This is a genomic window from Allonocardiopsis opalescens, from assembly GCF_003002095.1.
In the GTDB taxonomy this organism is placed as follows: domain Bacteria; phylum Actinomycetota; class Actinomycetes; order Streptosporangiales; family Streptosporangiaceae; genus Allonocardiopsis; species Allonocardiopsis opalescens.
The window spans coordinates 1,162,516-1,180,188 of sequence record NZ_PVZC01000001.1; the positions used below are offsets into that span (position 1 = coordinate 1,162,516).

The following is a 17,673-nucleotide window of genomic DNA, read 5'->3' on the forward strand; positions in this document are numbered from 1 at the left end:
CGGCGCCGGGGCGCGGTACGGTCCTTGCCATGCCCGCTCCGTCCGCACCCGTGACCGCCGACGACGTCGACCGCGCCGTCCGGCTCGCGGTCGACCTGCTCGCGGCGGCGCCGCCCGGCGGCTGGGAGCGCCCGGCGGGCGCGCTGGAGTGGACCTGCTGGGAGACGGCCGAGCACCTGGCCGACGACCTCTTCGCCTACGCGGCCCAGCTCGGCCCGCGCACCCCGCCCGAGGGCGAGGTGCCCTTCGCCTGGGAGAGCCGCCGGCCGGGCGGCCCCGCCAACACGGTGCGCGCCGATCCCGCGGCCGGGCCGCGCGGACTGCTGCTGGTGGTCGAGGCGTGCGGCGCGCTGCTGGCGGCGATGGTGCGCGCCGCGCCGCCGGGGGCCCGCGCCCACCACGTCTTCGGCCGCTCCGATCCCGAGGGCTTCGCCGCGATGGGCGTGGTCGAGACCCTGGTGCACACCGGCGACCTCGCCGAGGGGCTCGGCCTGCGCTGGGAGCCGCCCGCCGAGCTGTGCGCGCGGGTGCTGGCCCGCCTCTTCCCGGACGCGCCCGCCGACACCCCGCCCTGGCCGACCCTGCTGTGGGCGACCGGCCGCGCCGACCTGCCCGGACGGCCCCGCCCGGCCCGCTGGCGCTGGTACGCCGAGCCCCGGGGCGGCTAGCGGGCGGTCAGCGGTCCGCGCGGTCCGGCTCGGGCAGCAGGGAGCCGAGCGGGCCCAGGTCGAGGTTGAGGTCGGCGGCGGACAGGCCGTAGCGCTCGCGCAGCTCGGTCATCCGGTCCTCCAGCAGCATCAGGGTCATCCCGATGCGCTCCTCCTGGTCCTCGGTCAGGTCGCCCTGGTCGACGCGGCGCAGGGCCTGCCGCTCCATCAGCTGCCTGACCAGCTCGACCACGGTCAGCACCAGCTTGATCAGATCGCGTTCGACCGTGTCGGGCTCGGTGGCGATCCGGCGGCGCAGCCGGGCCGCCTCGCCGCCGGAGCCGCCGGCCGGCTCCGGGGCGCCGGCGGTGCGGTCGAGCGTCCGCTCCAGCTCGCCGAAGACGTCGTGCTCCTGCCGGTCGCCGGCGGGCGGCTGGTCCGGCTCCAGGTCGTAGACGGTGCGGGAGCCCTGCCGCTCGGGGTGCCGGGTCATGTGGCCGCTCCTTCCGCCGCCGCGCCGGGGCGCGGCCGGCTCACTCGCGGATCCATCCGGACAGCGGGTGGCCGTGCTCCCAGGGCGACGGGACGTTCTCGTTGACGGACGAGACCAGGGCGCGCAGCGAGATCCGCACCAGGTCGACGTCGGCGATGGAGACGGTGAGGTCGCCGGTGATGACCACGCCCTTGGCCAGCACCCGGTCGAGCAGGTCGACCAGGGACAGCTCGCGGTTGACCAGCGGATGGTCCTCGTCGAGCATCCGGGCGAGGGACTCCGGCCGCTCCGGCGCCCGGGGGAGGGGGAGGGGGAGGTCCGGGCGCTCCCGTCCGGCCGCCCGGCTCATGCCGGCTCCCCGGCGCGGTCGAGCCCCGCGAAGGAGTAGGGCGCCCAGGGGCCGGAGACCTCGACCCTGGTGCCCTCGGGCGCCTCATCGCGCAGCCGCGCCGCCGTGCGCAGGAAGCCCTCGGCGTCGTCCTCGGCGACGAGGTAGGCGGCGTTCAGCACGTTCTCGCCCGGCGCCTTCGACAGGGCGGCGTCCTGCGGCCGGTGCCTGGCCATGGCGTCGGCCCACTCGCGCAGGGCGGCGTCGACCCGCTCGACCAGGGCGGCCGCCACCTGCCAGCTGTCGTCGCGCCGCCGCCGCTGCTCGCGCCGCCGGCGCAGGTAGGCCCGGCCGGGGCTCTCACCGGGCTCGGCGCCGGCGGGGGCCGCCGGGGCCGGTTCCGGCTCGCCGCGGGAGCCCGGATCGGCGTAGATCTTCACGCCGAACTCCAGCCGCCCGCTCAACCGGTCCAGCGCGCGCTCGAAGACGGCGCGGTCCTCGTCCAGCGCCGCGCGCACCCGCTCCTCGCCCCGGTAGACCGTCGCCAGCCGCAGCGGCACCGCCGCGGCCAGCGGCATGACGGCGTCCACCACGGCGTGGTGGGCGCGGGCCACCCGCTCCAGCCAGCCCAGGTCCTCCAGCTTCGCCTTGAGCGCCGCCTCGTCGAACTCGCGCAGCGGCACCGGGCTGACCACCGCGAGCAGGCCGCGGTGCGCGACCGCCTCCACCGGGTGGCCGCCGACACCGGTGAGCCCGGCCAGCGGCGCCGGGTCGAAGGGCCGGGCCACCGCGTACACGTAGCGCGCCAGCGCGCCTTCGTCCACGCTCACCGGCCGCCCCCTCCGCGCCCGGCGCGGGAGCGGCCCGCTCCGGTCCGCTGCTGCCCGCCGCCGGCCTCCGTCTCGTCGTCGTCGGCCGGGCCGGCCTCCAGTTCGCCGCCGCGCCTCTCCTCCAGCAGCGCCAGCCGCTCGCGCAGCCGCTCGTTCTCCTCGGCCAGTTCGTCGCGCTCGCGACCCTGGGCCGCCGACGACAGAGCGGGGTCGTGCTCCCACCAGTCGATGCCCATCTCCTTGGCCTTGTCGACCGAGGCGACCAGCAGGCGCAGCTTGACGGTCAGCAGCTCGATGTCGAGCAGGTTGATCTTGATGTCGCCCGCGATGACGACGCCCTTGTCGAGCACCCGCTCCAGGATGTCCGCGAGGTTCGCCGACGACGAGCCGCCCCCGGACCGCACGGTCCGGGCGCCGCCCTGCCATGGTGCCGGCTGGGTCACGTGTGGCCTCCCACTCTCGGTGCTCCCCGCCCGCCCGGCCGCGCGGCCCGGCGGGCGGCTCGGTCAGCTCCGGCTCTTGCCCGTGCCGCCGGAGCCGCTGCGCGAACGGGCCGAGCCGCCGGAGGACGAGCCGCCCGAGCCCTTGGCGGTGGTCTTGCGCGCGGTCCGCTTGGCCGCCGCGGCCGAGCCCTTGGCGGCGCCGCCGGCGCCGCGGCCCGCCGAGGCGGCGGCCGAGCCGCCCTTGGCGGCGGTCGCCGACGCGCCCTCGCCCAGGCCCTCGGCGCGCGCGTGCAGGTTGTCCGACCAGCGGCTGCCCAGTTCGCCCGCGGCGTTCTTCGCGGTGGCCAGGCGCTCGCGCGTCTGGTCGGTGATCGGGCCGACGACGGGCACATTGGCCAGCTGCCGGCCGAGCAGCTTGAACATCAGCTGCGGGGTGATCCTGAACTTCTTGGCCACCAGGTAGGCGCCGCCCGCGCCGACGACCAGGGCGGCCGTGGACTTCTTGCGGGAGCCGAGGAAGTAGCCGCCGAGGGCGGCCGCCGCGATCTTCGCGGTCGTCGCACCGTCGGCCCTGTCGGCCCTGTCTGCCCTGTCTGCCATGGGAAAGTCACCTTCGAATCGGTCTCAGTAGCGGTCGGTCCGGGCTTCGGCCTCCGCGAGCCGGTCCAGCAGCTCGTCCTCCATCCGGTCGAACTCCTCGTCGGAGAGCTCGCCGGCGTCGAAGCGCTCGGACAGCTCGGCCAGTTCGGCCCGGATCGCGGCGGGGTCGTAGTACTCGCGCTCGGCCGCGTCCAGGACCTGCCTTGCCGTCCAGCCGACGAAGCGGACCGGTGCCGCCGGAGCCGTGACGATGGCCTTGATCAGCCCCATCTCGTACCACTCCTTCGAGCGTCAGCCGACCGCTTGGCCGGGCGGGGTCACGAAGCTGTACGGCGGCAGCGGGCCGTTGAGCCGGATCTCCATCAGCCCGCCCTTCTCCTGCTGCAGCGCCGCCACCGCGCGGTGGACCTCGTCCAGCCGGTCGCGGTGGACCAGCAGGGAGACATTGGCCAGGCAGCCGCCCACGGGCGGGCCGAGCACCACGCTCTCGGCGTGCTCGCTCAGCGGCCGCACGACGGTCTCGGCGTCGCGCTCCCTGCGCTCGGCGAGGGCATCGGAGACGCGCTCGCCGAAGGCCATGCGCTCGGCCGTGCTCCCGCCGCCGGCGGCGCGCAGCTCTTCGTTGGCGGCCCGCAGCTCCTCGTCCTCGGCGAGGACGGTCCGCAGCGCCGCCTCCTCGACGTGCGCCGCCTTGACGTTGACCTCGACGCGGTCTGCCAGCCGGTCCAGCAGCCCGGCGTAGTGGCCGGCGGAGCGCTCCAGCTCGGCGGCCACCTCGGAGTCGTCCTCGGCGACGGCGCCGAAGCGCATCGGCAGCACCGCGCCGTGCCGGGCCAGCTCCACCAGGACCTCCTGGTGGGCGCCCAGGTCGCGGCGCTTGGGCCGCAGCCCCTCCGGCGCGGTGCTGACGGCGGCGGCCAGGTCGCCGCCGCGCACCAGCCGCACCTCGGCGGGGGGCTCGCCCACACCGGTCAGCGTGGCGGGGTCGGGTGCCCCGTCCGCGCGGACGATGCCGTAGACGTAGGTGCTCATTCGGCGTCGCTCTCCTTGTCCTTGCTGGAGGAGCTGCGCCGCCGCCTGGCCGGCTGCTTCTCGTCGTCGCCGTCGCGCCGGAAGGTGTCGCTGATGGCCTCGGCGGCGCCGCTGATCATGCCCTTGCTCTTGCCGCGCGCACCGCGCTCCACGGTCCCGCCGACCAGGTCGGGCAGGCCGACGGAGTCGCTGCCGCTCAGGTCGAGCCGGTTGCACGCCGAGGCGAAGCGCAGGTAGGTGTCGACGCTCGCGACGACGACGCGCACGTCGACCGTCAGCAGCTCGATGCCGACCAGGGAGACGCGGGCGAACACGTCGATGACGAGGCCCTTGTCGAGAATGAGGTCCAGGACGTCGTAGAGGCCGGTGGAGCCGCCGCCCCGGCGGCTGGCGCTCTGCTGCATCACTGTCATGGGGGTGTGCTCCTTTCGTCCTCCAGCGGGGTCGAAGGAGGAGGTCGGGTGGGGCCGCGGTCGTTCGGGCCCGCCCCGGTCACAGGGCGTCGGCGCGCCCCCGGGTGTACCGGCGGACCCGCCGGTAGCCGGCGAGGTCGCCTTCGGAGTCGAGGTCGACCGTGTAGGTCGCGAGCAGGCTCACGGTGTCGGGGACACGCAGCAGTTCGACGGCCTCCAGCGTCACCGTCCAGCCGTCCTCGGCCTTCTCGACGCCGGAGACGCCCTCGACGGGGATGCCGACCAGTTCCTCGAACTGCTCGCGCGCCGCGCCGATGAGGGCCGCCACCTTGCCGCGCGGCCGCTTCTCGTCGGCCTCCGGACTGCTGCTGTCGCTGCTCATCGCCCTCCCGTCCCGCGGTCTGGGGCGGGGCTCTTTGCCCGCCGCCTGGTAAAGGCGATACCGACTCTTTGCGGGACGAAACATCCACCGAGTTCGAGGCGCCCGCCGCCGGGCCGGGCCTGGTCCGCGCCGGCTCCGGCGTTCGCGCAGCTCGGACGGGTGGCGCCGGCGGTGCCCGCCGCGGAGCCGGGCGCGGCGCAATCGGGCGGCGGCCGGTCGCCGCGCAGCCCTGCGATAATCAGTACGTACAGCTCATGATTCAGTGCGTTAGAATCTGTGTGGGAGCCGCGGAGCGGGCGCGACATATCGCTCGTCTTGGGCGGGCGGGTCCGCGTGCATTGGCGCGTTCCGTCCGGCCGGTATGATCATTTGAGCTTTTCGTACCAGGGGCTCTATACGGATCTCCGCGGGTGCGTATAGTCGCCTCGTGCGCCCGAGGCTCGGCGATGCCCGGTTTCTACGGGGATGAGCCCGCGGGTGCGGGGCGCGAAAGGCGCGAAAGGAGTCGGGCCCCCCGGCGCCATCACGCGGCAACGTGATCGGGCGACGCTCGGAGGGCCCTTCATGGGGCTCCCTGTGATCGCCTCAGCCGAGGCGGGTCACAGGGGGCCGTCCCCGCCACCGAAGAGTGCGCGCAGCCACTCCCATCCGGCCAGGGCCAGTCGGCCCAGGCCGGCGAGTGCGCTCAGGCGCCCCCAACGGTCCGGATCGGGATCGCCGCGCCTGCGGCGCCGTCGACCCACGGGTACCTCCTCTCCAACCCCCGGAGTCGGGGGCGGACCGCGGGCCCGGGGAATCCCGTGGCGGCCCGGGTCGCACCGGTCGGCCGACCCCCGTTCCCGACGGTCGAACGGCACGGCTGAGGTACCGGGTCGAACTTACCGTGACCAGGTCCGGTGCGGATGGCGAACAGGCGCATTCGGGGCAGAGATCCAGCTCAGCGGCCGCACCGGCAGAAATCGGCGCGCCGGCCGGCAAAGCCGCCCAAGCGGCCGGACCGGGCCTGAGCGGCGCCCGCGCGGCACGGGTCCGCGGCCGACGGGCCCGGCCGCCCCGCCCGCCCCGGCGCGGTCAGCCGCGGCCGATGAAGGGCATGGCCGTCGCGGTGAGGGTCAGGAACTGCACGTTCGCGTCCAGCGGCAGCGCGGCCATGTACCGCACGGCCTCGGCGGCGTGCCGGGCGTCGAAGACCGGTTCGGGCGCCACGCGCCCGTCGGCCTGGACGGCGCCGCGTGCGATGCCGGCGGTCAGCTCGGTGCCGGCGTTGCCGATGTCGATCTGTCCGCAGGCGATGCGATGCGGCCGGCCGTCCAGCGAGATCGCCTTGGTCAGCCCGGTGAGCGCGTGCTTGCTCGCGGTGTAGGCGGCGCTGCCGGGCCGCGGGCTGTGCGCCGACACCGAGCCGTTGTTGATGATCCGCCCGCCCTGCGGGCGCTGCGCCCGCATCATCGCCACCGCCTGCCGGGCGCACAGGAAGGCGCCGGTGAGGTTGGTGTCGAGGGTCGCCCGCCAGTCCGCGACGGACAGCTCGTCCACCGGTCCGGTCGGGCCGAAGGTGCCGGCATTGTTCACCAGCAGGTCGAGCCGCCCCCAGGCGTCGCGGACCGCGCCGAACAGCGCCGCCACCGAGTCCGGATCGGTGACGTCCGTCGGCACCGCGAGCGCCGCCCCGCCCGCGTGGCTCCCCGCCGACTCCACCAGGGCGGCCTCCCGCCGTCCGGCCAGCGCCACCCGGTACCCGTCGGCCAGCAGCGCCCGCGCGATCTCCCGCCCCAGCCCCGAACCGGCCCCGGTCACCACCGCCACCCGCTCCGGCTCCGCCCGGTACGCCATGGCCCGCCTCCCACCCGTCGCCGCGGCCCCCCACCGGACCCGCGAGCCCCATCGTGCCGTACGCCCGCCGGGGTACGGCACGGGCGGCCGCGGCTCTCCCCGGCGTACGGCCCGCACCGCCGCGCCCGCCGCCGTGCGGGGCGGCCCCGCGTCCGGCCGTCCGGCGGCGGGGGCGCGGTGCGCCGGTCCGGCGGGGCGGCCTACGCGCCGTACGGGCGCCGCCGTACGCCGCGGGCGGGTCGGCGCTACGTCGGCGCGGGCGGCCGGACGGTGCGCGGGTACGGCGATCCGGGCAGGCCGGGTGTCGTGCGCGGGCCGATTCGCGGGGAGGCCGGCGCGGGGAGGCTGGGAGCCGTTCACCGATTCCCCGCACCGAACCACGGAGGTTCCCGTGTCCGCTCCCACCCTTTCCGCCTCCCGCACCGCGCCCGCCTCCCGCCGGGCCGCCGACCGCGTTGCCGCCGCCGCCCGGCGGGCGGCCGCGCTGCTCTCCGAGCGCAGTGTCGACGTGCTGCGCGTCAGCCTCGGACTGGTGTTCCTCGCCTTCGGGCTGCTGAAGTTCGTGCCGGGGCTGAGTCCGGCCGAGGACCTGGTGGTGCGGACGGTCGACGTCCTGAGCCTCGGACTGGTCCCCGGGCCGGTCGGGCTGGTCCTGGTCGCGGTGCTGGAGACCTTCATCGGCGTCACGCTGGTGACCGGGCGCCTCCTCGGGCCGGGCCTGCTGGCGCTGGGCGGGGCGACGGTCGGCTTCCTGGCGCCGCTGGCGCTGTTCCCGGTTGAGATGTTCGGCTCGGGCCCGAGCCTGGCGGCCCAGTACATCGTCAAGGACATCGTGCTGGTCGCGGCCGCGCTGGTGGTGGCCGCCAAGGCCTACGGCTCCCGCACGCGGGCGGCGGCCGGCGGCTGAGCGGCCGGCCGCGCGGCCCGGGGGCGCCAGGGGCGTCCCCGGGCCGCCGCGTGCGCCCTGCCGGGCTCAGCCGAGGCGGTCGGCCCAGGCGGTGAGGCGGGCCAGGAAGGCGCGGCCCACGGGCGGAGGCTCGGCGGCGAGGACCACCGCGTGGAAGGCGTGCGGCATCCCCTCGTAGACGTCGAGGGCGACGTCGACGCCGGCCGCGGCCGCCGCGGCGGCGAAGCGGCGCGCGTCGTCCAGGAAGACCTCGTCGCCGCCGGTGGGCAGCAGCAGCGGCGGCAGTCCGCGCGGGTCGCCGTGGAGCGGCGACTGCGGCGCCTGGTCGGGGGCGGCGCCCGCCAGGTACTGCGGCGCGATGTGGCCGAGCGAGGCGCCGCCGAGCAGGTCCTTGTCTGCATTGGCGGTCAGGGACGGGCCGGAGAAGGTGAGGTCGGTCAGCGCCGACACCGGCACGGCGCCGGCCGGGAGCGGGGTGCCGTCGTCCTTGAGCACCAGCAGCGCGGAGAGCAGCACGGTGGCGCCCGCCGACTCGCCCGCCAGGATGATCCGCGACGCGGGTACGCCCTGGCCGAGCAGGTCGCGGTAGACGGCGAGCACGTCGTCGACGGCGGCGGGGTAGGGGTGCTCGGGGGCGAGCCGGTAGCCGACGCGCAGCGCGGGGCGGCGGACGGCCCGGGACAGGCGGTGCGCCATCACCCGCTCGTTGCCGCGGTGGGAGTACTCGAAGCCGCCGCCGTGCACGTACACGAGCACGCCCGCGGCCAGGCCGGCGCCGTCGGCGTCCACCCAGTCGCAGGGGACGCCGCCGGTGCGCGGCAGCAGGGGCGCGGTACGCGCGTCGGCGGGGAGCGGGGCCGGGGCGAAGGCGCCCGAGGTGAACAGCTCCCGGACGGTCGCGCGCTCGGCGTCGGAGACCGGGACGCGGGTGGTCATGGCGGTGGTGGTAATGGCTGATTTCCTTTCGCGAGTTTTTGGGCATGCGAAATGCGTGGAGGGGAATTCTGCTCGCCGCCGCGAACGGACGGAATCACGCGATTTCACTGCGCGGGAATGGCCTCTGCGGGGTCGCGCGATATCCGCGGGCGCACCCGCGGACCCGGTCGGGCGGGGGCGGCGCGGGCCGCTGAGCAGTGGTGGACGCGCACGAGGTCACACGGGCCGGATCAGCCGCCGAGGCGGCCGGACGCGGCGGGCGGCGCGAGTGCGAGGGCGCTTAGCCGAGTCCCATGAAGTGCGTCATGACGGCACCAGCTCCTCGGGGGTCGGGTGCCGACCCGCGGCCACCGGTACCCGGTGGCACAGCACGGCACGACCGATATTCAAACCCTTCGCCGTTCCGGTGTCAAGCGCGCTGATTGCGGACCGGAATTCCATCGGACCGCCGGGTGAATTTCAACCGCCCCTTTTCCGGCGCGCGTTTCCGGGACCCCGCCGGGCGGCGCGGGGAGCGGCGGTCAGGAGCGCGGGCACCCCGGCCGCGGGCTCACTTGCGCACGACCCACACGGCCCGCGCCGCCGGGAGGCCGAGGTCGACCCGGCGGCCGTCGACCTCCACGGTGAGGACGCCCGCGGCGGCCTGGTGGCGGACGACGGTGATCCAGCCGTCCAGCCCGATCCCGGCGCCCGACAGGTAGCGCAGCAGCTCGGCGTCGGCGTCGGAGACCCGCGCCACCTGCCCGGCCGCCCCTTCGGCCAGCTCGCACAGCGAGACGGCGGGCAGTTCGGGCAGTTCGCCGTCGCGGCTGGGGATGGGGTCGCCGTGGGGGTCGCGGGTGGGGCGGCCGAGCCGCCGCTCCAGGCGGTCCACGAAGGCGGCGGAGACGGCGTGCTCCAGGATCTCGGCCTCTTCGTGCACCTCGTCCCAGCCGTAGCCGAGGTAGGTGACCAGGAAGGTCTCCAGCAGGCGGTGGCGGCGCACCATGTCCAGGGCGGCCCGCCGCCCGCTCTCGGTCAGCGCGATCGAGCCGTAGCGGGGATGGGAGACCAATCCCTTGGCGGCCAGCCGCTTCACCGCCTCCGACACGGTCGGGGTGGAGACGCCCAGCCGCTCGGCCAGCGCGGAGGTGGTGACGGGCTCGTCGCTCCACTCCTGGGCGCCCCAGATCACCTTCAGGTAGTCCTGGGCGGTGGGGGTGAGCCCGCTCGTCGTCACGCGCCCAAGCTTACGGGGCGGCCGCGCCGCGCCCGGGACAGGCGGGCGCCGACCAGTCCGTGGCGCGGGCTCAGCAGGTAGACCAGGCCGAAGGCCGTGCCCTGGGCGAGCACCACCATGCCGCCCGAGGAGGTGTTCAGGTGGTAGCTGAGGTAGAGCCCGGCCACCGCGCAGACCGCCGCCAGCGCGGGCGCGATGACCAGCATGCGGGAGAAGCGGTCGGTGAGCAGGTAGGCGGCGGCCCCGGGGATGATCAGCATCGCCACCACCAGGATCACGCCGACGGCCTGGAGGGCGACGACGGTGGTCAGCGCCAGCAGGCCGAGCAGCAGGGCGCCCAGCCGCCGGGGCGAGAGCCCGATCGCGTGCGCCTGCACCGGGTCGAAGGCGTACAGGGTGAGGTCGCGCCGCTTGAGCAGCAGCACCGCGAGGGTCACCGCGCCGAGCACCAGCACCTGGACCAGTTCCGGGGTGTACACGCCGAGCAGGTTGCCGAACAGGATGTGGCTGAGGTCGGTCTGGCTGGGCACCACCGAGATCAGCACCAGGCCGAGCGCGAACAGGGTGGTGAAGACCGTGCCGATGGCGGCGTCCTCCTTCACCCTGCCGCCGTCGCGGACCACGCCGATCAGCGCGACGGCGAGCAGGCCGAAGACCAGCGCGCCCAGCGCGAAGGGCGCGCCGACCAGGTAGGCGAGCACCACGCCGGGCAGCACGGCGTGCGAGACGGCGTCGCCCATCAGCGACCAGCCGATCAGCACCAGCCAGCAGCTGAGCACCGCGCAGACCACCGCCGCGACCAGGGTGACGGCCAGCGCCCGCAGCATGAAGGGGTACTCCAGCGGGGCGATGAGCAGCTCGAAGGGGCTCACGCGGCCGGCTCCTCGGCGAGCGGGTCCAGGCCGAAGGCCAGGGCCAGGGTGTCGGGGTGCAGCACGGAGGCGGGGTCGCCGTGGGCCAGGACGGCGTTCTTCAGCAGCACCGCCTCGTCGCACAGCCGCGGCAGCGCGCGCAGTTCGTGGGTGGAGACCACCACGGTCCGCCCGGCGGCGGCCAGCTCGCGCAGCAGCCGGGTCATCGTCGCCTCCGAGCGCTTGTCGATCCCGGCGAAGGGCTCGTCGAGCAGCAGCACGGACGCGTCCTGCGCGAGCGCGCGGGCCACGAAGGCGCGCTTGCGCTGGCCGCCCGACAGGGCGCCGATCTGCCGCCCGGCCAGGTCGGCCAGCTCCACCCGCTCCAGGGCGGCGGCCGCGGCGGCGCGGTCGGCGGCGCGCGGGCGGCGGGTCCAGCCCATGCGGCCGTAGCGGCCGGTCATCACCACCTCGCCCACGCTGAGCGGGAAGGTCCAGTCGACGCTCTCGCTCTGCGGGACGTAGCCGACCGCGCCGGACCGCCGGGCCCGCGCGGGCGGCTCGCCGCCCACCAGCACGGTGCCCCGGTCCGGCCTGACCAGGCCCATGACCGCCTTGAACAGGGTGGACTTGCCCGAGCCGTTCATGCCGACCAGGCCGCAGACCCGGGCCGCGCCGATCTCCAGGGAGACCTCGGACAGGGCCGTCACCTCGCCGTAGCGGACGGTGAGCCCGGCGACGGCGACCGCGGGCGCGCTCATGCCGCCGCCCCGGCGAGCGCGTCGGCGATCAGCTCGGTGTCGTGGCGGAGCAGGTCCAGGTAGGTGGGGACGGGGCCGTCGGCCTCGGAGAGGGAGTCGACGTAGAGCACGCCGCCGAAGGCGGCGCCGGACTCGCGGACGACCTGCTGCATGGCGTCGTCGGAGACGGTCGACTCGCAGAAGACGGCCGGCACCTCGTTGTCGCGGACGAAGGCGATCGCGGCGGCGACCCGCTGCGGGGTGGCCTGCTGCTCGGCGTTGACCGGCCAGATGTAGGACTCGCGCAGCCCGGCGTCGCGGGCCAGGTAGGAGAAGGCGCCCTCGCAGGTGACCAGGGCGCGCTGCCGCTCGGGCAGCTCGCTCAGCCGCGCGGTGAGCTCGTCGTGGACGGCCCGCAGCTCCTCGGTGTAGGCGGCGCCGTTGGCGGCGTAGGCGTCGGCGCGGACCGGGTCGAGTTCGGAGAAGGCGGTGACGATGTTGCCGACGTAGACCTCGGCGTTGAGCGGCGACATCCAGGCGTGCGGATTGGCCGCACCGTCGGCGCCCTCGATGGGGATGGGCTCGACCCCCTCGCTCGCCACGGCGCGGGGGGTGCCGCCGCCCGCGGCGCCGGACAGGAAGCGCTCGAACCAGGCTTCGAGGCCGAGCCCGTTGTCCAGGATCAGATCGGCCTCGGCGGCGCGGCGGGCGTCCTCGGGAGTGGGCTCGTAGCCGTGGACCTCGGCGCCCACCCGGGTGATCGACTCGACGCGCAGGTGCTCGCCCGCGACATTGCGGGCGATGTCGGCCAGGACGGTGAAGGTGGTCAGCACGACGGGCCGGCCGTCGGCGGCGGCGGAGTCGGATCCGCCGCAGCCGGACAGCCCGGCGAGGACGGCGATGGCGCAGCCTGCCGCGGCCAGGCGGCGGAGGGCGGCTCGAACTGGGGAGTTAGCCACACCTAAGAAATTAGTTCGGCCAGGTTAACTCCGTCAATGGGACGAAGGTCCCATTGCCCTCAACCGGTGCGGACCGGGCCGCTGACCACGTCGAGCAGCCGGGACAGCCGGTCGGTGAAGCCCCGCCAGGCGCCGCTGCGCGCCGGAGTCTCGCCCGCCGCCAGGCTGACCAGGTGCTGGGCGGTCTCGAAGGCGAGCGGGCCGGGCACCACCAGGCCGTCGGGGCGCAGCGCCGCCCGGGGCCAGGGCCCCTCCGGGCCGGCGGCCACGGTCAGCGCCTCGTGGGCCAGGCCGCGCAGCTCCCGGTCGCCGGACTCCAGCGCCAGCACGGTGGCGCCGGCCCGGCGCGCGTCGTGCACCCGTTCCAGCAGGGCCTCGCCGCTGTCGTCGGGGGCGACCACGAACACGGTCTCGCCCCGCCGGGCCGCCTCCAGCCGGCGCAGGCCGACCGCGAGGTGGCCCGGCGCTCCGGGCGGCACCCGGTGCCGGACGAGGGTGGGCTCCAGTTCGGGGCGGCCCGACCAGCGGGCCTCGTCGGCGAGGTGCGCGGTGAGGTGCCAGGGCTCCTCGACCGGGGTGCCGACCAGCAGCAGGCCGCCCGGGTCGTGTCCGGCCGAGCCGAGCGTCCGCGCGAAGGCGCGGGTGCGGTCGACCCAGGCCGACCCTTCCAGCAGCTCCCTGACCATCCGGGTACGTGCGTCGTCCACCGTCACTCCTGCGCGCTCGCGGTCCTTATTGCGAACAATACGCAATAAGGGTCGGGCCTGGGAGCGGCCGGACCGGTCCCTCGCGCACGGCCGAGCGCGAGGGGCGCGGCGGCGGGCCGCCGCCCCGCGTCCGGCCGCCGGGGCGAACCGTCCTTTGTGCATTTATGTTACCCGAAAAGCCGAAACGAATTCCGTGTCGTTCCGGGGGAGATTCACGGAAGTCGCCACATGGGTTCCGTGCGGGAAAGATAATGGCTGTCGGTGCCGCCGTATGGACGGCGCCGGGTACGCAGTACCCCGTGAAACGCACGAACAATGCACCAGGGGTGATTCAATGAAGTCCTTCAGTTTCGCCGCGGCCGCGTTCGGCGCCGCGATCGCGATGGCCGTCATCGGCGCGGGGCCGGCCGGCGCGTCCACCGGTGAGGTCATCGTCTTCACCACCGAGGCCGAGCAGCTCGTCACCCACCGCGACCTCCCGTCCGGCAGCTGCCACCGGCTGCCGGCGACCGCGCACGTGCTGGTCAACCGGTCCGACTCCGACCTGTTCATCCACGCGAACCCCTCCTGCATGGGGCCGGGTGTGCGGGTCGCGCCCGACCGGGGCTGGCACGCGCCGCCCAGCGGGCTCTTCAGCTTCTCCGTCGCCTGACGACACCGGGTGCGCCCGTCCGGGCCGAGGTCCGCCCGGACGGGCCGCGGCGCCCCGCCGCCGGAACGAAACGACAGCCGGATTCCGGCCTTTTTCGCGGTGATCCCCCCATTTCGACACCGCGCCCGATTCGCCGGATGCGATCCCGTTTCGGAATCCGCTTTTTGACGGAAGCCGCCCATTGGTAAAGACTGGGTCCGGCTCTCGGAAAGGCGCGCACAGCGCCTTTCCGCGGCTACGGCGGCCCCATGCCCGCGCCGGTTTCCGTCCATGCGGCCGGGGCCGTGCGGGAGAGCGGTTTCGTCGGTACAGGCGCGCCAGTCGGCCCGGAAAGGCGTTCTTGCACATGCTGCACTCTTTCGTCGTCGGCCTGGGCAGATCAGGGGCGGGACTCCACCTGCCGTCGCTGGCCAAGGCGCGCGCCGCCGAGCCGCACCTCTTCGCCCCCGGTCCGGTGCTCGGCCACGACCCCCTCCGCCCGCCGACCGCCGCCCCCGGCCTCCTCGCGGCGTACTCCCTGGAGGAGGCGGCCCGGCGCCTGCCGCCGCACCGCACCGTCGTCCACCTGTGCACCCCGCCGCACCTGCGCGCCGGCCTGCTCGCGCGGCTGGGCGGCCTCGGCTACCGCATGGTGATCGTGGAGAAGCCGCTCGCCCTCGACCTGGTCGGCCTGGCCGCCGTCGCGCGGGTGCGGCGCCGCTTCGGCCTGGACCTCACCGTCACCACCCAGTGGCTGGAGAGCGCGCTCACCCGGCGGCTGCGCGCGGCGGTCGACGGGCGCGCCCACGGGCCGCTGCGCGCCATCCGGGTGGCGCAGCACAAGCCGCGCTTCACCCGCGGCGGCGCCGGCACCGACCGGCACCCGACCGCCTTCGACGTCGAGCTGCCGCACGCGCTCGCCGTCGTACTCACCCTGGCCGGGGGCGCCCGGCTGGCCGCCGCGGCCCTGGACGACCTGGTCACCGACCGCGCCCGGCTGCCCCGGCTGGGCGGGGCGCGGCTGCGGCTGCACCACCGCTCCGGGGTGCGCACCGAACTCCACTCCGACCTCGGCTCGCCGGTGCGCGAGCGCCGCATCGTGCTGGAGTTCGACCGGGCCGTGCTCACCGGCCACTATCCGTGCTCCGACGCCGACCACACCGCCCAGCTGCGGATCGACGCCGAGGGCCGCGAGCCGGTCCGCTCGGTCTTCCCCGACGACTCCCTCCCCGCCTTCGTCCGCGCCGCCTACGCCCGCTACCTGCACGCGCCGCTCACCCCCGGCACCCTCCCGGTGCAGGTCGACGTGGTGCGGCTGCTCACCGAGGCCAAGGCCCTGTGCGCCTCCCCGCCGACCGGTGCCGAGCGGCGCGAGGAGGTGGCCGGTGCCCGCTGAACCCCGCGCCGATCGCGCGCCGGCCGCACCCGGCTGGACCCTCGCCGGCATCGGCGACGAGGCCGCCCCCGAACTCGGCGGCCAGCTGGCCGCGCTCGGCGAACTGGGCTGGCGGCACCTGGAGCTGCGCGGCGTCGACGGCATCCCGGTCGCCGCCCTGGACGACGCCGCCTTCGCCCGCGCGGCCGAGCGGATCCGCGCCGCGGGCGTCACCGTGGTCGCCGTCGCCGCCAAGATCGGCGACTGGTCGCGGCCCGCCACCGGCGACTTCGCCCTCGACCTGGCCGAACTCGACGTCCTGGCCCGCCGCTGCGCCGCACTGGGCACCCGGCTGGTGCGCGTCATGTCCTACCCCTCGGGCGGGCTGCCCGAGGCCGAATGGGGCCGCCGCGCCCGCACGCGGCTGCGCGCCCTGGCCCGCCGCGCCGAGGACGCCGGCCTGCTGCTCGCGCACGAGAACTGCGCCGGCTGGGCTGCGGACCGGGCCGACCGCATGCTCGACCTGCTGGCCGAGGTGGACAGCCCGGCGCTGCGGCTGCTGTTCGACACCGGCAACGGCGTCGCGCACGGCTACCCGGCCCAGCCGCTGCTGCGCGCCGTCGTCGGGCACGTGGTCCACGTGCACGTCAAGGACGCCGTCACCGCCCCCGGCGGCGGGGTCGGCTACGTTCCGCCCGGCACCGGCGAGGCCGGGGTCGCCGAGTGCCTGCGCCTGCTCGCCGCCCACGGCTACCGCGGCGCCCTCTCCCTCGAACCCCACGTGCGCCTGCGCCCGCACGCGCCCGACGCCGGCCGCGGCGACCGGGCCGCCTTCGTCGGCTGCGGCCGCGCCCTGGAGCGGCTGGCCGCCGAGGTCACGGCCGCGAACCGGCCCGAGGCGGCGGCCCGGTGAGGGCCGGTCCCCGTCCACAAGAGCGCGCGGCGCGGCCGTCGAAGCAGCGGCGCGGCGGTGGCCGCGCCGCCGTCGCGGTCCGCCGCCGCGCGTGCGGGCGGCCGGCCGCCGGTGCCGTGTGCTTCGGGGCCCGGGCGGTGGACGGATGAGGGCCGGACTCGGCCCCGAGGACCGCGAGCTGCTGCTCCGGCTGCTGCGGCTGCCGACCGCGGGGCCGCTGGAGACCGGGCCGGGCGGGCCGCGGCCGCGGCTGCGCGAGGCGCTGGCCGAGTACGCGCGGGCGGCCGGGGCGATCGGCTTCCGCACCGTGCACCACGGCTGTGCCGAGCCCGCCGAGCTGGACCGCGACGACGTCCCGGCCCCGGTGCGCGAGGCGCTGGGAACGCCCGGCTTCCTGGCCGACCAGCCGAGCCTGGTGCTCCGGCTCGGCCCCGCGCTGCCGAAGGCGCGCACGGTGATGTTCAACGTGCACCTGGACACCGTCGCCGGGGAGCAGCCGGCCGGCTTCGACGGGGCGCGCTTCCGCGGGCGGGGGGCGATCGACGCGAAAGGGCCCGCGGTGGCGCTGCTGGCCGGGGTGCGGGCCGCGCGGGCGCTGCGGCCGGCGATCGGCCGCGACGTGGCGGTGCTGGTCCAGGCGGTGGCCGGGGAGGAGGGCGGCGCCATGGGCGTGCTCGGCACCCGGCCCCTGGTCGAGCGCGGCTTCACCGGGCGGCTCAACGTCTTCTGCGAGCCCACCCGGCTGCGCTTCCTGCCGCGCAGCACGGCGGCGATGACCGCGCGGGTGGTGGTCGACGGCGACGGCGCCGTCGACGACCGGCCGGGCACCGGGCACAACGCCAGCGTGCTGCTCGGCTTCCTGGCCCAGCACCTCGGCCGCGCACTCGACCCGCACGCCGCCGCCGGCGCCGTCTGCCTGGCCGGGCTGCACACCGGCACCCTGCACAACCGGGTGTACGGCACCGGCTCGCTGCTGCTCAACCTCTCCTACGCCTCGGCGGCGGCCGGGCGCGCCCTGGAACGGGCGGTGCGCGAGGCCCTGGACGACGGGCTCGCCGCCTTCACCGCCGCCTTCGGCGGCACCGCCCTGTTCGGCCGGACCGCCGCCGAGGCGCGCGCCGTCACCCGGCTGGAGTGGCGCAAGCGCGGACTGCCCGTCCTGGACGACCGCGACCCCTGGGGCCACGCCCTGCTGCGCTCGGCCGGCATCGAGCCCTGGCCGCCCGGCGAACCCGCCTTCACCTGCGACGCGATCTGGATGGCAGGCGTCGCCGACGCCTGCGCCGTCGTCCTGGGCCCCGGCGACCTCGCCGCCAACAGGGCCCATGCCGACGGCGAGTACGCCCGCGCCGACGAACTCGACGCCTTCGCCGCCGGGGCGGCGCGGCTGCTGACGGCCTTCACCGACGACGTGAACGGAGGACCGTGAACCCT

General features: G+C 76.1%; 22 protein-coding genes. 6 read left to right on the plus strand and 16 right to left on the minus strand.

Features of this window, described 5'->3' with window-relative positions:
• Positions 1-29 precede the first annotated feature (29 nt).
• The gene (locus tag CLV72_RS04725) at positions 30-668 is read left to right on the plus strand and encodes a maleylpyruvate isomerase N-terminal domain-containing protein (protein ID WP_106241357.1); all 639 of its coding nucleotides are present in this window, start codon (positions 30-32) and stop codon (positions 666-668) included.
• Between the two features lie 7 nt (positions 669-675).
• Here CLV72_RS04725 and CLV72_RS04730 read toward each other — a convergent pair whose 3' ends face one another.
• The 10 genes from CLV72_RS04730 to CLV72_RS04775 form a co-directional block, all read right to left on the minus strand.
• Positions 676-1,140, minus strand: coding sequence for a gas vesicle protein K (locus tag CLV72_RS04730; RefSeq protein WP_106239778.1), 465 nt, complete (start codon positions 1,138-1,140; stop codon positions 676-678).
• Positions 1,141-1,180: 40 nt separating this feature from the next.
• Positions 1,181-1,489, minus strand: a complete 309-nt coding sequence (locus CLV72_RS04735) for a gas vesicle protein (RefSeq protein WP_245929862.1) — start codon at positions 1,487-1,489, stop codon at positions 1,181-1,183.
• Positions 1,486-2,298 carry a GvpL/GvpF family gas vesicle protein gene (locus tag CLV72_RS04740; protein WP_245929863.1) on the minus strand — a complete coding sequence of 271 codons (813 nt, stop codon included), beginning with the start codon at positions 2,296-2,298 and terminating at the stop codon, positions 1,486-1,488. The genes CLV72_RS04735 and CLV72_RS04740 overlap by 4 nt, the downstream gene beginning before the upstream one ends.
• A complete protein-coding gene (locus CLV72_RS04745) occupies positions 2,295-2,741 on the minus strand; it encodes a gas vesicle protein (RefSeq protein ID WP_106239782.1) in 447 nt (148 codons plus the stop codon). The genes CLV72_RS04740 and CLV72_RS04745 overlap by 4 nt, the downstream gene beginning before the upstream one ends.
• A gap of 63 nt (positions 2,742-2,804) precedes the next feature.
• The gene (locus tag CLV72_RS04750) at positions 2,805-3,341 is read right to left on the minus strand and encodes a hypothetical protein (RefSeq protein ID WP_106239786.1); all 537 of its coding nucleotides are present in this window, start codon (positions 3,339-3,341) and stop codon (positions 2,805-2,807) included.
• A gap of 24 nt (positions 3,342-3,365) precedes the next feature.
• Positions 3,366-3,611: a gas vesicle protein GvpG gene (locus CLV72_RS04755; RefSeq protein WP_106239790.1), complete on the minus strand. Its 246-nt coding sequence runs from the start codon at positions 3,609-3,611 to the stop codon at positions 3,366-3,368.
• A gap of 21 nt (positions 3,612-3,632) precedes the next feature.
• Complete coding sequence (locus tag CLV72_RS04760; RefSeq protein WP_106239794.1) at positions 3,633-4,373, minus strand: GvpL/GvpF family gas vesicle protein; 741 nt, start codon at positions 4,371-4,373, stop codon at positions 3,633-3,635.
• Positions 4,370-4,786, minus strand: a complete 417-nt coding sequence (gene gvpJ, locus CLV72_RS04765; RefSeq protein ID WP_106239798.1) for a gas vesicle protein GvpJ — start codon at positions 4,784-4,786, stop codon at positions 4,370-4,372. The genes CLV72_RS04760 and gvpJ overlap by 4 nt, the downstream gene beginning before the upstream one ends.
• A 79-nt stretch (positions 4,787-4,865) precedes the next feature.
• Complete coding sequence (gene gvpO, locus CLV72_RS04770) at positions 4,866-5,168, minus strand: gas vesicle protein GvpO (protein WP_106239802.1); 303 nt, start codon at positions 5,166-5,168, stop codon at positions 4,866-4,868.
• A 1,071-nt stretch (positions 5,169-6,239) separates the two neighbouring features.
• Complete coding sequence (locus CLV72_RS04775; RefSeq protein ID WP_106239805.1) at positions 6,240-7,001, minus strand: SDR family oxidoreductase; 762 nt, start codon at positions 6,999-7,001, stop codon at positions 6,240-6,242.
• Positions 7,002-7,392: 391 nt separating this feature from the next.
• On the opposite strand from CLV72_RS04775, the gene CLV72_RS04780 reads away from it, so the two are divergent.
• Positions 7,393-7,908, plus strand: a complete 516-nt coding sequence (locus CLV72_RS04780) for a DoxX family protein (protein ID WP_245929864.1) — start codon at positions 7,393-7,395, stop codon at positions 7,906-7,908.
• A gap of 66 nt (positions 7,909-7,974) precedes the next feature.
• Here CLV72_RS04780 and CLV72_RS04785 read toward each other — a convergent pair whose 3' ends face one another.
• The 6 genes from CLV72_RS04785 to CLV72_RS04810 form a co-directional block, all read right to left on the minus strand.
• Positions 7,975-8,844: an alpha/beta hydrolase fold domain-containing protein gene (locus CLV72_RS04785; protein WP_106239809.1), complete on the minus strand. Its 870-nt coding sequence runs from the start codon at positions 8,842-8,844 to the stop codon at positions 7,975-7,977.
• A gap of 550 nt (positions 8,845-9,394) precedes the next feature.
• Positions 9,395-10,063 (minus strand): metal-dependent transcriptional regulator, encoded by a 669-nt coding sequence (locus CLV72_RS04790; RefSeq protein ID WP_106239812.1) that lies wholly within the window; start codon positions 10,061-10,063, stop codon positions 9,395-9,397.
• Positions 10,060-10,890 carry a metal ABC transporter permease gene (locus tag CLV72_RS04795; RefSeq protein ID WP_106241370.1) on the minus strand — a complete coding sequence of 277 codons (831 nt, stop codon included), beginning with the start codon at positions 10,888-10,890 and terminating at the stop codon, positions 10,060-10,062. Before CLV72_RS04795 ends, CLV72_RS04790 begins: the two co-directional genes overlap by 4 nt.
• Positions 10,891-10,931: 41 nt before the next feature.
• The gene (locus CLV72_RS04800) at positions 10,932-11,675 is read right to left on the minus strand and encodes a metal ABC transporter ATP-binding protein (RefSeq protein WP_106239815.1); all 744 of its coding nucleotides are present in this window, start codon (positions 11,673-11,675) and stop codon (positions 10,932-10,934) included.
• Positions 11,672-12,613, minus strand: a complete 942-nt coding sequence (locus tag CLV72_RS04805; protein WP_106239818.1) for a metal ABC transporter substrate-binding protein — start codon at positions 12,611-12,613, stop codon at positions 11,672-11,674. The genes CLV72_RS04800 and CLV72_RS04805 overlap by 4 nt, the downstream gene beginning before the upstream one ends.
• 59 nt (positions 12,614-12,672) lie before the next feature.
• On the minus strand, positions 12,673-13,320 hold the full coding sequence (locus CLV72_RS04810; protein WP_425428022.1) for a hypothetical protein: 648 nt from the start codon (positions 13,318-13,320) through the stop codon (positions 12,673-12,675).
• Positions 13,321-13,654: 334 nt separating this feature from the next.
• On the opposite strand from CLV72_RS04810, the gene CLV72_RS04815 reads away from it, so the two are divergent.
• The 4 genes from CLV72_RS04815 (at position 13,655) to CLV72_RS04830 (ending at position 17,668) form a co-directional block, all read left to right on the plus strand.
• On the plus strand, positions 13,655-13,972 hold the full coding sequence (locus tag CLV72_RS04815) for a hypothetical protein (RefSeq protein WP_245929865.1): 318 nt from the start codon (positions 13,655-13,657) through the stop codon (positions 13,970-13,972).
• 346 nt (positions 13,973-14,318) lie between these two features.
• Complete coding sequence (locus tag CLV72_RS04820) at positions 14,319-15,347, plus strand: Gfo/Idh/MocA family oxidoreductase (protein ID WP_106239823.1); 1,029 nt, start codon at positions 14,319-14,321, stop codon at positions 15,345-15,347.
• Entirely contained in the window at positions 15,337-16,239 is a 903-nt protein-coding gene (locus CLV72_RS04825; protein WP_106239826.1) for a sugar phosphate isomerase/epimerase family protein, read from the plus strand. The genes CLV72_RS04820 and CLV72_RS04825 overlap by 11 nt, the downstream gene beginning before the upstream one ends.
• Before the next feature lie 145 nt (positions 16,240-16,384).
• Complete coding sequence (locus CLV72_RS04830; protein WP_106239830.1) at positions 16,385-17,668, plus strand: M20/M25/M40 family metallo-hydrolase; 1,284 nt, start codon at positions 16,385-16,387, stop codon at positions 17,666-17,668.
• The last annotated feature ends 5 nt before the right edge of the window (positions 17,669-17,673 follow it).

What these genes read in the sequence shown, in the direction of transcription:
- CLV72_RS04725 (WP_106241357.1), top strand. Translation starts at nt 30, where the DNA reads ATGCCCGCTCCGTCCGCACCCGTGACCGCCGACGACGTCGACCGCGCC.
- CLV72_RS04730 (WP_106239778.1), bottom strand. Translation starts at nt 1,140, where the DNA reads ATGACCCGGCACCCCGAGCGGCAGGGCTCCCGCACCGTCTACGACCTG.
- CLV72_RS04735 (WP_245929862.1), bottom strand. Translation starts at nt 1,489, where the DNA reads ATGAGCCGGGCGGCCGGACGGGAGCGCCCGGACCTCCCCCTCCCCCTC.
- CLV72_RS04750 (WP_106239786.1), bottom strand. Translation starts at nt 3,341, where the DNA reads ATGGCAGACAGGGCAGACAGGGCCGACAGGGCCGACGGTGCGACGACC.
- CLV72_RS04755 (WP_106239790.1), bottom strand. Translation starts at nt 3,611, where the DNA reads ATGGGGCTGATCAAGGCCATCGTCACGGCTCCGGCGGCACCGGTCCGC.
- CLV72_RS04760 (WP_106239794.1), bottom strand. Translation starts at nt 4,373, where the DNA reads ATGAGCACCTACGTCTACGGCATCGTCCGCGCGGACGGGGCACCCGAC.
- gvpJ (WP_106239798.1), bottom strand. Translation starts at nt 4,786, where the DNA reads ATGACAGTGATGCAGCAGAGCGCCAGCCGCCGGGGCGGCGGCTCCACC.
- gvpO (WP_106239802.1), bottom strand. Translation starts at nt 5,168, where the DNA reads ATGAGCAGCGACAGCAGCAGTCCGGAGGCCGACGAGAAGCGGCCGCGC.
- CLV72_RS04775 (WP_106239805.1), bottom strand. Translation starts at nt 7,001, where the DNA reads ATGGCGTACCGGGCGGAGCCGGAGCGGGTGGCGGTGGTGACCGGGGCC.
- CLV72_RS04785 (WP_106239809.1), bottom strand. Translation starts at nt 8,844, where the DNA reads ATGACCACCCGCGTCCCGGTCTCCGACGCCGAGCGCGCGACCGTCCGG.
- CLV72_RS04795 (WP_106241370.1), bottom strand. Translation starts at nt 10,890, where the DNA reads ATGCTGCGGGCGCTGGCCGTCACCCTGGTCGCGGCGGTGGTCTGCGCG.
- CLV72_RS04800 (WP_106239815.1), bottom strand. Translation starts at nt 11,675, where the DNA reads ATGAGCGCGCCCGCGGTCGCCGTCGCCGGGCTCACCGTCCGCTACGGC.
- CLV72_RS04815 (WP_245929865.1), top strand. Translation starts at nt 13,655, where the DNA reads ATGAAGTCCTTCAGTTTCGCCGCGGCCGCGTTCGGCGCCGCGATCGCG.
- CLV72_RS04820 (WP_106239823.1), top strand. Translation starts at nt 14,319, where the DNA reads ATGCTGCACTCTTTCGTCGTCGGCCTGGGCAGATCAGGGGCGGGACTC.
- CLV72_RS04830 (WP_106239830.1), top strand. Translation starts at nt 16,385, where the DNA reads ATGAGGGCCGGACTCGGCCCCGAGGACCGCGAGCTGCTGCTCCGGCTG.